This is a genomic window from Caenimonas koreensis DSM 17982 (genome assembly GCF_009646335.1).
Classification (GTDB): Bacteria; Pseudomonadota; Gammaproteobacteria; order Burkholderiales; family Burkholderiaceae_C; genus Ramlibacter; species Ramlibacter koreensis.
Window position 1 is genome coordinate 1 of record NZ_WJBU01000029.1, and the last position, 14286, is coordinate 14286.

Below are 14286 nucleotides of genomic sequence, written 5' to 3' on the forward strand. Positions count from 1 at the left end.
ATCTGATGGCGAGATTCGACAGTGCGATCGGCTTGGCTTGGTCGCACGGAGTGATCACCGATGAAGTCAACACCTGACCAGCCATAGCTCAGTCGCTGCAATCAAGACGGGATCGCCGGACGCTTACGCAAGAATTCGAAGAATCGAGATTACAAATTTTCGGTCGATCCAACGCCTGGACTGGTTTCCACATCCGGGTATCAACGCGATCATCGGATCTGGTGACAGCGGAAAGTCCTCCGTGCTTGACGCAATCGAATGGTGCATTGGCGCACGCAACTCTGTGCCCGTCACTGATGCAGACTTCCACAACGTCGACACCGAGAAAGCCATCTCAATCACGGTGACGGTCGGTGACCTGTCAGGGCGCCTTCTTAACCTTGAATCGTACGGTTCCTTCTTCCGACACTTCGACGCCGAGACCTCGACCATTGACGACGAACCTCTAAGCGGCGCGGAATCGGTCCTGACCATCAACTTGACGATCCAGGCAGACCTGCAGCCAATTTGGTCACTCGTCTCGGAGAGTGCTGCTGAGGCCGGCAAATCCAGAATGTTGCGATGGGAGGATCGCACGCTCGTGCATCCTTCGCGCCTAGGCAATTACATCGCGAGCCAGTTGTCATGGTCGCGTGGCTCGATTCTCCACAAGCTGACCGCTGAGCGGACCCAAACCGGACCGGCGCTTGCTCAGGCAGCGCGCAACGCGCGCAGCGCCTTCGGGCGCATCACCGGAAGCCAGTTCGAGGAGACGCTGGATGCCGTAAAGACCGTAGCCGGGAGACTTGGCCTTGCAGTGGGCGACACCCCGCACGCCACACTCGACGCGCACAACGTGTCGTTGACAGACGGAGCGATAGCGCTACATGACACACAGGGTGTCCCGTTACGGTCACTTGGAACGGGTTCGTCCCGCCTGCTTACCGCAGGCTTGCAGCGCTTCGTTGCCGAAGAGGCGGGCAGTTCCATTCTGCTGGTCGATGAAGTGGAACACGGGCTCGAACCACACCGAATCCGCAAGCTGCTCGGTGAGATGGGATACAAGGAAGCCGAGCCTGCCATCCAGACGTTTCTAACTACACACTCGCCGGTTGTACTTCTGGAATTGGGCACTCCGCCCCTCCACGTGCTCCGGCGAAAGCTCAGTCACCACCAAATCCTGAAGGTTGCAGCTGATACGCAGGGAACACTACGCACCGCCCCGGATGCATTCTTGGCGGAATCCGTGATCGTCTGCGAAGGGGCCACCGAAGTCGGCTTTGTACGAGGCCTTGACCAACATCTTGAACGGATCGGCAAACCCACACTGTTCAGTCATAGCGTGACAGCGATCGACATAAAAGGTGGCGGGCCCGACTCTATGATTTTGCGCGGCGTGCTGCTCGCGAAGCTTGGATACCGGGTCGCTGTATTCATCGATGCGGACAAGCCTGCGAGTGCATTCAGGGTGCAGGAGTTAGAGGATCTGGGCGGTCGCCTTTTCACCTGGAGGACTCCCAGAACAACTGAAGGCGAATTGTTCCAGAGCCTGGCAGCACCTGACGCGGCGGCGTTGTTGGCGCGAGCGTATGAACTGAACCCGAAGACGGATGACCACATCAAGTCCAAGTCGTCCGGCAAATTAACGTATGCATCTGCCCTGAGTGCCCTGCAGTCGAGTGGACCAACGGAATCGCTTCGGCAGACGCTCGGTGACACGGCGCATGCATGCGAGTGGTTCAAAAGCGTTGGCAAGATGGAAGATGCCGTACGCGACATCATCGGTCCGGGACTAAAGACTGCAGACCAAGGGTTCAGCGGTCAAGTGGCGGAACTGATTAAGTGGGTCCGTGCATGCTGACACTTCAGCCGGACGAGGTGCAGCGCGGCAGCGTTACAGCCGCCGCCGGCTGCGGCAAGACACAACTGATCGCTAGTTGCATCGGGCGTCACACTGACCACAGGCCCATCCTAGTTCTGACGCACACCCTCGCCGGTGTCGCTGCCCTCAAGGACCGGCTGCGGCGCATCGAAGTCCTTGGTGCGGCCTATCGTCTTATGACGCTGGATGCTTTTGCTCAATGGCTGGTTGGAGCGTTTCCAAGGCGCACCCAAATGGATTTGAGAGCCATGCGCGTGTCGGGCAACCCTTTCGACTACACATCAGTCCAACAGGCGGCGGCACAGCTGATCATGGATCATCATTTGGATGACCTTCTGCCCGCAACCTACGCGCGGCTGTTCGTCGACGAGTATCAAGACTGCTCGGTGGAGCAGCATGGGATGGTTAAAGCCATCGCTCGCCTCGTACCGACGTGCGTTTTCGGCGATGAGATGCAGGCCATCTTCACGTTCGGCCGTGCGGCACCGGTGGATTGGGACAATGACGTCGTGCCCTGCTTTCCACCTATAGGAGAACTCAACGATCCATGGCGCTGGCGCAAGGTGGGCAAGGAACCATTTGGCCGCTGGCTTGTCGGGGTGCGTGCCCAGCTAAAAGCAGGAGGGGGCGTCGACCTCACCCGCGCCCCGGCAGAAGTCGACTGGCGTACCTTCACCGACGCGAGCGCTCTTGCCGTGCGCCGCAAAGCTGCGGGTTGCTCCGTGGCGAAAGGCAGTTCCGTGCTCGTCATGGGACAAAGCTTCAGTACCTCGAGTCAGCACAGGATCGCGCGGCAAACGCATGGGGCCCATACAGCCGAAGCATCAGAACTTGACGACCTGCTGAACTTTGCCATGCAATTTGAGGTGGGGTCAGCCATGGCACTTGACGCGCTGCTCGCTCTGGCCGCATCCGCCGTGGCAAATGCCAACATTTCGCACCTGAAGGCGCGATTGAAGAGCCTGAAGGCCAAGCGAGCGATCAAGGAAGCAAACGAGACTGAAGAGCTTGTCCTCCAGTTCGATGGGAGTCCCACCACGCAGCACGCGGCAACCTTGCTGGAAGCAATCGCTCGACAGCCGAAGGCGAGGGTGTTTCGACGCGAGATCTATTTCGGTGTGATCGCTGCTTTGCGCAGGTGCTCTGAACGCAAGTGCTCCGTCGCCGAGGCTATTCAGCAAGTGCGCGACGGCTACCGCCACGCCGGTCGCAAAGTGTCGGGACGTGTCGTCGGCAGCACGCTCCTGCTAAAGGGCCTTGAAGCCGACACTGCGGTGGTCCTCTACCCGGAAGAGATGGATGCCAAGAATCTATACGTTGCCATGACAAGAGGAGCCCGACGGCTGGTGATTTGTTCGGGTGCATCGATACTTATTCCTAAGCCCGCGATGGGCCGCCCGGCATAGCATGAGCCCACCCGCCCTCGACCCATAGCACTTAATCTGCGCAGAGCACAAGGCAAGGAGATGGTAGGGTCGTGTAGAGGCACCCAAAACAGTGACCTGCGTATCCGCTAGAACTCCCCTTATCCCTCCACCATGCACTTCGACGACGTAATCCTCACCCGCCGCAGCATCCGCGGCTACAAGCCCGACCCCGTCCCCCGCGCCCTCATCGAAGAAATCCTTGCACTCGCCATGCGCGCTCCTTCGTCCATGAACACGCAGCCGTGGAACTTCTATGTCGTCACGGGCGAGGCTCTCGACCGCATTCGCGCAGGCAACACCGAACGCATGCTCGCCGGCGTGCCGCAGTCGCGTGAGTTCCGCACGGGCGAGGCCTTCGCGGGCCAGCACCGCGAGCGGCAGATCGGCGTTGCCAAACAGTTGTTCGCGGCCATGGGCATTGCGCGCGACGACGCAGTGATGCGGCAAGACTGGGTGATGCGCGGCTTTCGCCAGTTCGACGCGCCGGTGTGCGTCATCATCACTTACGACCGCGTGCTCGCCAGCAGCGACGACACGGCCTTTGACTGCGGCGCCGTCGCCACGGCGCTCGTCAACGCCGCGTGGTCGCGCGGCCTCGGCTGCGTGATCAACAGCCAGGGCATCATGCAGTCGCCCGTGGTGCGCGAGCACGCAGGCATTGCCGCAGACCAGGTGATCATGAAGAGCATCGCGCTTGGCTGGCCCGATGAATCTTTTCCGGCCAACGCTGTGGTGTCTGAACGCAAGAGCGTGAGCGAGGCAGCTGTGTTCGTGGGTTTCAACGACTAGAGAGCTGCGCAAGATGCAATCTTCACGTTGGATGTCAGCGCTGGTCTCGTTGTTCGTCGCAGGCACCGCGTTCGCCCAGCGCGTGCCGATGGCAACTGCAGACGAGCCCTTCGCAGCAGACGCGCTGGTAAAGGGCGTGAGCGCAACGCGCGAGTCCTGCGCGCAGCTGCAGGGCGGTGTGTGGGCAGATGCCGGCTCGTTCGGCGCGGAGTGTCTGCGCTCGTGGGTGCACGGGCTCGATGGCGACGTTGCCAGCAACGTGCTGGTCTATCTCCCGCCCGACCAGTTGACTTTCAACCTGCCCGCGCCGGGCTACACCAGCTTGAGTCCGTCGCGCATGGCAGCGCTCACCGCGCAGATGCAGCGCAGCGCGGGTGTGCCATTCATCTTCCTCGCGCGCCCCGGCACCTTTGGCTCGTCGGGCACGCACGGCGATCGTCGCCGCGAAGCTGAAGCCAGGCTCGTCTCCGCTGCGCTCGATGCGCTGCGGCGCAAGCACGGCATCACGCGCTTTGTCGTCAGCGGGCTCAGCGGCGGCGGCCATACCGTCGCGGCTCTGCTGGGCTGGCGCTCAGACATTGTTTGCGCGGTTGCTGCGTCTGCCGTGTCTTCACCGCGCATGCGCTGGCAGGCGATGGGCCAGTCGCAAGATGTCACGGGGCACTCCGATTCGTACGAACCCGTTGAGCATCTCGCGCACCTCGCAAGAGGCACGATGCATCCGCAGTTGCGGGTGTTTGTGCTCGGCGACCTGAAAGACAGCAACGTGCCCTGGGCCACACAACTTCCTTTGGCAACGCGGCTTCAGCAGATGGGTGTGCCCACGCAGTTGCTGAATGCCGAGGGCAGCGACGCACAGCACCATGCCCTGAGCGACACGACTCGCGCGGTGGGCGCCGCGTGTGCCAAAGGGGTGGGCACGCCTGACATCGTGGAACTCGTGAAGGGGCGCAGGGGTTAGTGGCTCGATCTGCTGCTGCGCACGCAGCGACCAATGTCAAATCTTCGTCGAAGCGCCTCGCAAGCTAGCGCCTCCTTCGCCTCACGCGTCCCCACGCGACACCAGGTACTCACCCACTGCGGCTTTCAAACCTTCTGTGCCTGCGGCAAAGCGCAGCGCGTCGCCACTGCGGTCGAGGTCTCGTCGCGGATCGTAGTCGCGGCTTTGAAGAATGCTGTGGCGCATGCCGTACTGCCTGCCCGCCAGCTTGCCGTGCCACAGATGCAGCAGACGGTTGTCAGCCAGGCCCACACCCGGCAGCGTGCGAAGGCAGCGGCGCGCCCAGGTGCGGATGTCCGCCTGGTGGCCGGGTGCCAGCGAGCGATGGTGAAAGTGTTCGTCCAGGCGCCCCATCGCCGCCGACACCAGCACCTGGTCACCGCCGCCGACGATATTGCATTCGTACAGCTCGAAGCCCGGTAGCGCCTCCAGGCGCAGCGCGATAGACATACCGGGGATGCCCGACACCTGTATCACCGTAGGCGCCATGGCCTGCACGAGTTCCGATTTGGTGTCGAACAACGGGCGGCCCTGCGCGAGCGCACTGGCGATGGACGGCAAGCTGCGCTCCGGCGCCACCGCCATGAGCTGCGCGATGTCCCGCACGCTGGGCGACAGCGGCGGCAGATAGTCCACGCGCGAAAACGTTTGCACCAGCGGGCACACATCCAGCTGCGCCGTCACGCGCTCGGCCCAGCCTGGCTGGGCAAACACGGCGTCGGCGTCGATCAGCGCAACATCGCGGGCCAGCGACTGCGCACGGATTGCCGCCAGGCCGCGATTGAGCAAGCGCTCTTTCTGCCACAGCAAGTCACCGCCCTTGACCTGGATCAGCACGTCGGCGTCGCCAGACGCGAGTTCAAAGCGGCCGTCGGGAGCCCATTCCACCGTGACCAGCGGCACGTCCAGGTTCCGTCGAAACACGTGGTAATTGTGGCGGCGGCGCTGCGCGCCAAACGGGTTGTAGTAGGCAGTCAGTGCGACAAGCGGGGCCATCATGGCGTCAATTGTCGGACATGATTTGCATCAACTGATGTCAATGACTAAGGCTGCCAGCCACCAATTTCAAATCTTCGTCGAAGCGCCTCGCAGAACGTGCGCGTGCCGGTGAGCGTGAGCGTGAAGGTGGCTCGCTTCGATCCGCTGATGGGTGCAAGAGAGACGTCGCCGCTACCTTCATCCACCATCACGTTCAACGGCGTACCCGGCTCGATGAGGCCTTGCGCGTCGTAAGCCCACTCGCCCTCTTCCTCCTGCGGGCCGCAAGGACCGAACGTGTCGATGGCCCAGTGCAGCACGGCCGTCATCTCCGCGACTACGGCAGGCACACGGTCGGGGAACACTGAGGCCATCGCGTCAAAGCTACCGCTGCCGTTTTCCTCATCGCTGAATTCAAAGTCGAGGTATTGCAGTTGCATGGGGTGTGCTTGCCTGCGGCTCAATGAACCCGCAGCACCTCAAACTGCTGCCGGATGGGGGCGACCTGTATCGACACTTCATCACCCTCGCATTTGCCCAGCATGGCCTTACCCAAAGGGGCTTCGCTGCTGATGACCTGCACGAGCTGATCGCCGCTGACCAGCTTCATGCTGCCGCCATCCGGCCCGAGAAAAAGGTGTTGCTGCTTGTCGTCTGCATCGACAAGGCAGACCAGCGCGCCGAGCTGTATGCCTTTGCTGGCGTCGTAAGCGCGCGGGCGGAACTGGCGCCAATCGGCCATCGCCTGGCGAATGTCTTCGGCACGCCGGGCCTGGCCGGTGGCCAGGTAGGACGCTTCGAGCCCCAGGGTGTCGTATTTGTTTTCGGCGATGTTCTCTTCATGAGTCGCCGTTTCATGCGCCGCCCGCATGGCCTGTTCGGCTTGCAGCAGGTCTTGCGCGAGCCGCTCCAGCACCTGCTGCTGCAGCAAGAATTTATCCATGGTCTTTATCCGTTTGCCGCAAGCAGGCCTTGGGCGACCAGCGCTTCGACGATCTGCGCCTGATGCAAGTCGCGCCTGCGCTTGGCGGGCTCGCGCGTGGGTGCCTGCGCGGACATCCATCGCTTGAACTGCACAAATGCGTCTGGCGCAATCGTGCGCATCAGCGCCATCTTGCCTGGTGCCGAGACAACGACATGGTCAAAACGCTTGGCCGTCGTCAAAACCTTGGCGCGAACGGCCTGTACGGGCCATAGATCGTCTTCATCGTCCGAGAACCGGAACGGATGAGGATCGTCACCCTCGGGCTGACGCCGCAAAAAATCAACCTCGAAACCTTTCTCATTGATAGCGGTTTCGTTCTGGCCCGGCTTGCGAATGAAGGTAGGGTCTGCGCGCTGAAGAATCTGCAACATCGACGACTCGAGCTTGCCAAGGTCGGTGACGAAGCGCACGCGCTTGCGTGCGTCCCACAGCAAGTCCACATCTTGCGTCGCCAATGCGCCTTGCACGATGCGCACGCCCGCTGCCGTCTCATAGGCATAAAGCGCATGCGTTCCGACGACAACGAAGTGCTCCCCAAGGCCTGCGTCTTCAATGGCCTGCAGCACGCCCAGCACCGGCGCAGGCACACGCCCCACCTTGAGGGCGCGATTCAGGCGAACTGCATCGGCGAGCGCCGCGCGCAATGCGCGAAGGCGATCTTCGACGGCACGCTTGCCCGAGATGAAGTCCTGATAGGTCTTCTCGGTTTCGGGCGAGCGTGGGCCGATCCGGTGCTGGCGGTTGTCGGTGCGCGTACGAATCAGATACTCGTAGTCGCCCTGCCGCTTCCAGTACATGCCGCCCACGAAAGAGCGCGCTTGCGCGTCGACACGCCTATGCTCATTGAACACCGTTGTGGAATCGATGAGCTGGCGCGCAGCGTTGTCGGGGATGGGGAAAAAGTCCATTGGCCGTATAAATCTCGAAATTGAATTTTATACGGCCAATTTTCGGCTACACCAGCATCAACTTCTCGATCTTGTGATTCGCAGCCTTCAGCTTCTTGAACAGCGCCAGCAGCAGCGCCTTGTTCATGCTGATCATCGCGGCGGGGTCGGCATGCATTTCTTCGACCATGCGCTTGCTGAACTCCGCAGCAATGATCTTGTCGTCGGCTATCACAGTGGCGGATGTGGTGATGTTGCCGTCGGCAAAAAAGATACCTTCGCCGAAACAGTCGCCCGTCTCAATCGTGCCGACGATCTTGCCGTTGCGGTATGCGTCGGCCGAGCCATACAGGATCACGTAGAACGCCTTCATCTCGTCGTCTTGCGTGGTGATGGAGACGTCGGATTTGAAGGTCTTGATCTGCGCTGCTTGCGCCATGCGCTGCAGCCAGTCGTCGGGCATGGGCTCGAAGAAGGAACACTTGCGCAACGCGGCGAAGCGGGCTGCCGGGTCTTGCATCAGCTGCGCGGCATACGCAGCAAAGTGCTGGTCGATGGCGTCAAACTCGTCCATGCATGCTCCAGCCGTCAGGCCTTGGGCGGCGGTGGCGCCGGCTTTTCTTCAAGCGACAACGTCATCGGCGGCGATGCAGGTTTGGCAGCAGGCACTGCGGCAGCGGCGGGCTTGGGCAAATCTGGCAGCTTCACGCCGCCGGGCATCTTGATTTCCTCTTCTTCAGGCTCTTTGTCGACCTGCAATGAAAGGCCGCTCGTTGCCGCATCACCGCCGGGCAGCTCTTCACGAATGAAGCGCTTGCTATTGAGCTTGAGCCGCAGCATCAGCTCGCTCTTCGCGTCTGAATTGACTTGCACTTCCTGCAGCGAGATATCGCCAGCGTCATACAACTCATAGAGGCACTGGTCGAAGGTTTTCATGCCCAGCTCGATCGACTTCTTCATGATCTCTTTGAGCTGGCCCACTTCGCCCTTGGCGATCGCGTCGCGCGATGTGCCGGTGCTCAGCAAAATCTCGACCGCCGCAGCGCGCCCGCCAGAAATCTTGCGCACCAGCCGCTGCGAAATGATGGCGCGCATGTTCAGCGCCAGGTCGTTGCGCACCTGGTCGTGCTTTTCGATCGGGAAGAAATTCACGATGCGGTCAATCGCCTGGTTGGCGCTGTTGGCGTGCAGCGTGGCCATGCAGAGGTGGCCGGTCTCTGCGAAGTTGAGCGCGTATTCCATCGTTTCGTGATCGCGGATTTCGCCGATCAAGATCACGTCGGGCGCCTGGCGCAGTGTGTCCTTGAGCGCATCGAACCAGCCGACTGTGTCGATGCCCACTTCACGATGCGTGACGATGCAGTTGCCGTGCGGGTGCACGTATTCAACCGGGTCTTCAATCGTGATGATGTGGCCGTGCGTCTCTTTGTTGCGCACGCCGAGCATCGCCGCCAGCGTGGTGGACTTGCCCGAGCCGGTGCCGCCCACGAGGAGAATCAGCCCACGCTTTTCAAGCACGATGGTCTTGAGCACGGGCGGCAGGTTCATCTTGTCGAAATCAGGGATCTCCGTGGTGATCACGCGGATCACCATTCCTGTGCGCTGCTGCTGCGTGAAGATGTTGATGCGAAAGCGCCCCGCACCTTCGAGCGAGATCGCGAAGTTCTGGCCCTTGGTGTCGATGAAGCTTTGCCACTGCTTTTCAGAGGCGATGGCGCGTGCCATCTTGCTCGTCTGCTCGGCTGACAGCGGGTTTTCGTTGAGCTTGGTCAGCTTGCCATTGAGCTTGATGGCCGGCGGAAAGCCCGCCGTGAGGAACAAGTCCGAGCCTTTCAACTGCACCATGGCACCGAGCATCTTGTGCACGATGGCCTGGTACTGCTGCTTTTCCTGTGGTTCCATGTCCGCTCCTGAGCCCTCTGTCCGCACAAATGTAAGAGAGAACCGGGCTTAGCTACCCCCCAAAGTCATCAAAGCGCCAGCGGCCGGGGATGCGGACTTGGACCTCACCGCAGCCATCACGACGCTCGAGCACCACAGCGCAGGAACTTGACGAGCAAAGCTCTTGCATGTTACTTTAGTACCATTATGTCAACCGACTTTGCGGCTTGATGAGCTGTTTAGTGTTATAGCTCGATGGGTGCGCCCCTCACGGCCCCAGCATCTCTTCTCGATTCAGTATCCATGCGAAACATGATCCCAGACCCATTGTGCAAGTCTTTCGAAGCGGGCGGGAACCACTACCTGATTCCGCCCTTTGGGTCGATCGTCAAGCTCAATTCAAGCGGCCTGCTGATTTGGCAGTGGCTTGGGCAGCGGCTATCTTGGGACGAGATTTGCGCTGCATACGCTGAAAAAACAGGCATCGATATTGCCGAGAGCACCGCGGAAGTCACCGCGTTTACCCAGCAAATGTATTCGTCCAAGTGCCTGACAAATGAACTTTCCGCAAGCTAAACATTTCAAGATCGTTGCGCACGAGCCCATAAAGGCTGCGGCAAATCTTCTGAACGTTGCGCTCGTAAATCCTCCCGATCCGCAGTCCGCAGGAAATGAGCGCCTCATGCCACCGCTTGGACTTGGCTACATCGCGTCGTATGCACGTGCGATCGGGCATGATGTTGATCTCTTCGACTATGCGCTTGACCTGGATGTCAGCGAAGAGTACTTGCAGAAGACGGGCCTCTTCGGCAAGGAATATGCTGTGTACGGAATCAGCACCTACACCGATACTTTCGCGCAGGGAATCAAGCTTGCGGAAAAGATCAGAAAAAACCGCCCTCGGTGCAAGATCGTCATGGGCGGCTATCACGTCTCCATCTTGCACGAGGAGACCTTGCGCGACTTTCCCGTAATCGATGCCGTCGTTCGCGGCGAAGGAGAGGTGACCTTTTCGAAGTATCTGGAGGCGCTGTCGGCGGGGGACGAGGCAATGGCATTGCTCCCGGGGTTGACATGGCGGTCTGGCGAGCGGGTGATCAGCAATGCGTCCGCCAAGACGCTGGTGGAGCAAGACCTCATTCCTGTGCCCGCACGAGATTTCAAGTACAGCCCTGGTTCGTATGTCGAATACCTCTCCAGAGAGTCGGGCGTGACGCGAAGAACCATCTCAATGGTTAGCAGCCGAGGCTGCCCTAAACGATGCACGTTCTGTTCGATTACTGTGCTCGATCCGCTCTGGCGGGCGCGCTCAGTAGAGTCGATGATGTTTGAGATCCGGAAATTGTACGAACAAGCTCCGTTCGATCACATTCTTTTCGAGGACGCGAATTTCTTTGTTCGGCCCACTAGAACGCTGGAGTTCTCCAGAAAGCTATTCGAGTTCAATCCAAGAATTACTTGGAGCGGCACCTCGACGCCAGATCATATTGTCAAGCACAAAGATGTGATCAAAGAAATTGGGGCCCTCAACTGCGCGGCGCTCGAAGTTGGAATCGAGAGTGGAAATGAAGGTTCGTTGAAGAGATTCGGCAAGGGCAACACGGTTGAGACGAACAAGGCCGTCATTGCAGTTCTGGAAGGCTCCGGCATTGCACTCGGACTGGACTTCATCATGTTCGACCCCATGATGACTACGCGTGAACTCGACGCGAATCTGGACTTCATCGCTGGCTGTGGCTTTCAAGACTCTTGGCCAGCGCCTGTGTTTCAGGAAGTTCTTCTCTATCCGGGGACTCAGATCCGCAGCGAGTACTTTCAGGAATTCGGAGGCGTAGAGCCCGTTCACGAGATTCCCGAGACGAACTTCATGGACAGTACGGTCGCCCGCATCTTCCGGATTTGCCGCTTCTATCATGACCGCGGCAGACACGAAGTCGATGCTCTGCTGCGCGAGCTCTATCAGACGCTGAATGCAATTCGTCAGCGTGAGACGGCGGCGCCTCTGGGAGATCTACGCGACGAATTGGCTTCAAGCTATGCCGAGCTTGCCATGCAGACGATTCTTGTGCGGCAGCTTTCGTACCGATTCGTCAGAGTTGCCTGCAACTACTGCAAAGAGAATCCGGAAGTTGATCAAGAATACCTGCAGATAGCCACAGCGATACGCAAGATGGTGGTGGACCCAGTCGTTCATCAAGCGCGACGCGTGCTGTCCGCGTTCCTGGACTCGCCAGGAGCAGCATCGGTCACCGTCGTTCCCGACAAGTTCGTGCGCAGCAGAGCGATATGAGCTCGTACACATCGTTGAAACTGCGTGAGCAGGACGCGCATATCTGGTTTTCAGTATTGCCCAGGCGTGACGAAGCTGCAGAACGCTCCGTAACAGCCTCGCTTGCAACAGGTTTGCTGAAGCCGGATCTCAGGATGGTAGCGTTGCTTGAAGGCAAACCCGTTGCTCGAATGCTGCTGCGAAACAAGGGAAATGTCGTTCACATGTACTCGCCGGGCCTGTCACCGCAATTGGCAGTCGAGCACCAAGCTCCGGTGATTCTGGCGCTCACCAAATCTGCTGTTTCAGAGTGCGACCGGCACTTTGCGGGAAGGGTGCAGTTGCTCGCGGAGCCCGCGCACGATGTGGCGTTTTGCGCCGAGTGGCTGGACGCGTTGACGGCCTGCGGGTTCATTGAGAAGTCGTGCTATCGAATGCTGGTTGCCTCGACCGAGCGGCCGCACCTGAAGTCGCATGCGGATGCTGTGGAATTGGACGAAGCGGACGAACCAGCCATCTCTGCAATCCGGGCGGCCGCCTCTTTGAACACATTTGACAGGCGACAGGACACATCTGCGGACTATGTCCATCGCCTGCTTGGTAATTCCAAAGACAGCGCCACGCGGCATTGGCTCGGCATGCGATGTTCTGCTGGCGACTTGGTCGCCTATTGCATCACCTACAGCGCGGAGATTCCAGAAATCCCCGGGCCTGCGGCTTGGCTGGCACAAATTGACACCAAGCCGGAATTCCGAGGTCGCGGTCTTGGTCAGCAATTGATCGAGACGGCGATGTATCACTTCGCAAGAGCGGGTATAGCTAATATTGCGTCGTGTGTTGACGTCATGAACAAGCCCTCGCTCGCCCTCCATGCGAAGACCGGCTTCAAGTTCTTGCCCGGACTCTATTTCGACATGGTGCGCTTGCCCAGCGACAGAGAATTAACTGCCCTGTCGTAGAGTGCTGTTCCGACACGACTGACGTCCCCGTCGGTTTCGAATGCACGCATATTGAGCGCTGCTTCAATTGTCGGCGCGCATTTGAACCTCTCGAATGCTTCTCGCTTGAGATCCTCAGCTACGGGCAGACGTAAGCGCCTGGCGAGATTTGCCCGCTCAGCGACACAGTTAGAAAGCAGGCCCAAGTACCCGGCGCTCTCGAACTCGTCAATAACGATCCTGTACAGCCGGCTCGATTCTCTGACGTCGCCGCAAGCCAGTGCCTGCATGGCCGTTGTTGCTCGAATTGAAAGGGACACCGCGACCCCAAGGTCAGCGCCAACCAAGCTCGCCCTATCGACGTGGGCGCAAGCCTGCGACATCTTGCCCTGGTAGCATGCCAGCGTTGCCAATGAGAGTTCGACAAACGCTTGTTCGTGTTGAGTTTTCCAAGTGTGAAGCAACAGATGTCGATCGAGTGCCACTGCGGCGGCGCGCCAATCTGCCCGGGACATTTGAAGGGAAACGAGGTTGCTGACCGCCCGCAGGTTGTAGGGCTGTTCAGCCACCCAGGCACTGGCCGAAAGTTCGGCCAGTTCCAGCTCTTGTCTGATGAGGTGGAAGTGAGTGGCACTTTCGGGATCAACCGGCCTGGGCGGAAAGCCTGGCACCGCGCCCAGCCGCTCCTCCTCAAAGATCGCCTGATTCAATATGCTTGGGTGATTGGCTCCCAAAATCTTTGATCTCAGAAGGACGGCGGCCTCTCGTTGCCCGGTTCGAAGCTGTCGAGTTACTTCTGCGGCAGCTGCAAGCGGATGACAGATGCCGGGCTTAATGAGTGCCCCCACGTCGCCGTGACTGCCAGCCGGGCAAAGATTCGCCAAGGCGGCGCGGGCCGCGGCAATGGCGGGCCGGTCATCAAGTGCGTCCATCGCCAAACTGAACTCCGCGATCGCGATTGACGGCGGCAGGTAAGTCAGCAGCGCTCGGCAGAACGCGAATAGGCTCGCGTCGTCGCCTGTCAGGTCAAGCCCATCCTTCCATGTACGAAGCGTGTCGGCATTGCAACCCCGTATGTCACGGCTTCTGTCAGTTGAGACGATCGTGATCCCGTCGAAGTTGAGTTCAAGAGACCTGGAGGCAGCGCCCACCACCGTCCAATTCCAATCAGGCAGCGGCAGTCGCGCTGGCAGCGGCGGCCTCATAAGTATTTACCCTTGTGATACATAAGTTCCGTTTGTGTAGGATCGTTTAGCGCAATTGTGCGCTTT

Annotated in this window: 13 protein-coding genes and 1 pseudogene; 7 read left to right on the forward strand and 7 right to left on the reverse strand. The window is 59.8% G+C overall.

Translation table 11 applies throughout. From position 1 onward, the window contains the following. Positions 1-142 precede the first annotated feature (142 nt). The 4 genes from GHT07_RS20410 to GHT07_RS20425 all read left to right on the forward strand — a co-directional run bounded on the left by GHT07_RS20410 (position 143) and on the right by GHT07_RS20425 (position 5038). On the forward strand, positions 143-1840 hold the full coding sequence (locus GHT07_RS20410; RefSeq protein WP_323741046.1) for an ATP-dependent nuclease: 1698 nt from the start codon (positions 143-145) through the stop codon (positions 1838-1840). Beyond that, on the forward strand, positions 1834-3267 hold the full coding sequence (locus GHT07_RS20415) for a UvrD-helicase domain-containing protein (protein ID WP_153586940.1): 1434 nt from the start codon (positions 1834-1836) through the stop codon (positions 3265-3267). The genes GHT07_RS20410 and GHT07_RS20415 overlap by 7 nt, the downstream gene beginning before the upstream one ends. A gap of 132 nt (positions 3268-3399) precedes the next feature. Next, positions 3400-4077, forward strand: a complete 678-nt coding sequence (locus tag GHT07_RS20420; protein ID WP_153586941.1) for a nitroreductase — start codon at positions 3400-3402, stop codon at positions 4075-4077. Between the two features lie 31 nt (positions 4078-4108). Next, positions 4109-5038, forward strand: coding sequence for an alpha/beta hydrolase family protein (locus tag GHT07_RS20425; protein WP_194792996.1), 930 nt, complete (start codon positions 4109-4111; stop codon positions 5036-5038). An 81-nt stretch (positions 5039-5119) separates the two neighbouring features. Here GHT07_RS20425 and GHT07_RS20430 read toward each other — a convergent pair whose 3' ends face one another. The 6 genes and pseudogenes from GHT07_RS20430 to GHT07_RS20455 all read right to left on the reverse strand — a co-directional run. Then, positions 5120-6076, reverse strand: a complete 957-nt coding sequence (locus GHT07_RS20430; protein ID WP_153586943.1) for a hypothetical protein — start codon at positions 6074-6076, stop codon at positions 5120-5122. A gap of 44 nt (positions 6077-6120) precedes the next feature. Beyond that, entirely contained in the window at positions 6121-6495 is a 375-nt protein-coding gene (locus tag GHT07_RS20435; protein ID WP_153586944.1) for a hypothetical protein, read from the reverse strand. 20 nt (positions 6496-6515) lie between these two features. Next, positions 6516-6998, reverse strand: a complete 483-nt coding sequence (locus GHT07_RS20440) for a GreA/GreB family elongation factor (protein ID WP_153586945.1) — start codon at positions 6996-6998, stop codon at positions 6516-6518. Between the two features lie 5 nt (positions 6999-7003). Then, a complete protein-coding gene (locus tag GHT07_RS20445; protein ID WP_153586946.1) occupies positions 7004-7948 on the reverse strand; it encodes a GSU2403 family nucleotidyltransferase fold protein in 945 nt (314 codons plus the stop codon). Between the two features lie 46 nt (positions 7949-7994). Further along, the gene (locus GHT07_RS20450) at positions 7995-8501 is read right to left on the reverse strand and encodes a cyclic nucleotide-binding domain-containing protein (protein ID WP_153586947.1); all 507 of its coding nucleotides are present in this window, start codon (positions 8499-8501) and stop codon (positions 7995-7997) included. A gap of 209 nt (positions 8502-8710) precedes the next feature. Then, positions 8711-9829: pseudogene (locus GHT07_RS20455) on the reverse strand (PilT/PilU family type 4a pilus ATPase); the annotation flags it as partial. Between the two features lie 282 nt (positions 9830-10111). Between GHT07_RS20455 and GHT07_RS20460 the strand changes: the two are divergent. The 3 genes from GHT07_RS20460 to GHT07_RS20470 are packed head-to-tail and all read left to right on the forward strand — an operon-like array spanning position 10112 to position 13036. Beyond that, a complete protein-coding gene (locus GHT07_RS20460; RefSeq protein ID WP_194792997.1) occupies positions 10112-10384 on the forward strand; it encodes a PqqD family protein in 273 nt (90 codons plus the stop codon). Then, on the forward strand, positions 10365-12098 hold the full coding sequence (locus tag GHT07_RS20465; RefSeq protein ID WP_153586950.1) for a B12-binding domain-containing radical SAM protein: 1734 nt from the start codon (positions 10365-10367) through the stop codon (positions 12096-12098). The genes GHT07_RS20460 and GHT07_RS20465 overlap by 20 nt, the downstream gene beginning before the upstream one ends. Continuing rightward, positions 12095-13036: a GNAT family N-acetyltransferase gene (locus GHT07_RS20470; RefSeq protein WP_153586951.1), complete on the forward strand. Its 942-nt coding sequence runs from the start codon at positions 12095-12097 to the stop codon at positions 13034-13036. The genes GHT07_RS20465 and GHT07_RS20470 overlap by 4 nt, the downstream gene beginning before the upstream one ends. Here the strand turns inward: GHT07_RS20470 and GHT07_RS20475 are convergent. Then, entirely contained in the window at positions 12982-14220 is a 1239-nt protein-coding gene (locus GHT07_RS20475) for a hypothetical protein (protein ID WP_153586952.1), read from the reverse strand. The genes GHT07_RS20470 and GHT07_RS20475 overlap by 55 nt on opposite strands. Positions 14221-14286 lie beyond the last annotated feature (66 nt).

Coding starts and splice junctions, on each gene's coding strand:
- GHT07_RS20415 (WP_153586940.1), top strand. CDS start 1,834: ATGCTGACACTTCAGCCGGACGAGGTGCAGCGCGGCAGCGTTACAGCC.
- GHT07_RS20420 (WP_153586941.1), top strand. CDS start 3,400: ATGCACTTCGACGACGTAATCCTCACCCGCCGCAGCATCCGCGGCTAC.
- GHT07_RS20425 (WP_194792996.1), top strand. CDS start 4,109: ATGTCAGCGCTGGTCTCGTTGTTCGTCGCAGGCACCGCGTTCGCCCAG.
- GHT07_RS20430 (WP_153586943.1), bottom strand. CDS start 6,076: ATGATGGCCCCGCTTGTCGCACTGACTGCCTACTACAACCCGTTTGGC.
- GHT07_RS20435 (WP_153586944.1), bottom strand. CDS start 6,495: ATGCAACTGCAATACCTCGACTTTGAATTCAGCGATGAGGAAAACGGC.
- GHT07_RS20440 (WP_153586945.1), bottom strand. CDS start 6,998: ATGGATAAATTCTTGCTGCAGCAGCAGGTGCTGGAGCGGCTCGCGCAA.
- GHT07_RS20445 (WP_153586946.1), bottom strand. CDS start 7,948: ATGGACTTTTTCCCCATCCCCGACAACGCTGCGCGCCAGCTCATCGAT.
- GHT07_RS20450 (WP_153586947.1), bottom strand. CDS start 8,501: ATGGACGAGTTTGACGCCATCGACCAGCACTTTGCTGCGTATGCCGCG.
- GHT07_RS20460 (WP_194792997.1), top strand. CDS start 10,112: ATGCGAAACATGATCCCAGACCCATTGTGCAAGTCTTTCGAAGCGGGC.
- GHT07_RS20465 (WP_153586950.1), top strand. CDS start 10,365: ATGAACTTTCCGCAAGCTAAACATTTCAAGATCGTTGCGCACGAGCCC.
- GHT07_RS20470 (WP_153586951.1), top strand. CDS start 12,095: ATGAGCTCGTACACATCGTTGAAACTGCGTGAGCAGGACGCGCATATC.
- GHT07_RS20475 (WP_153586952.1), bottom strand. CDS start 14,220: ATGAGGCCGCCGCTGCCAGCGCGACTGCCGCTGCCTGATTGGAATTGG.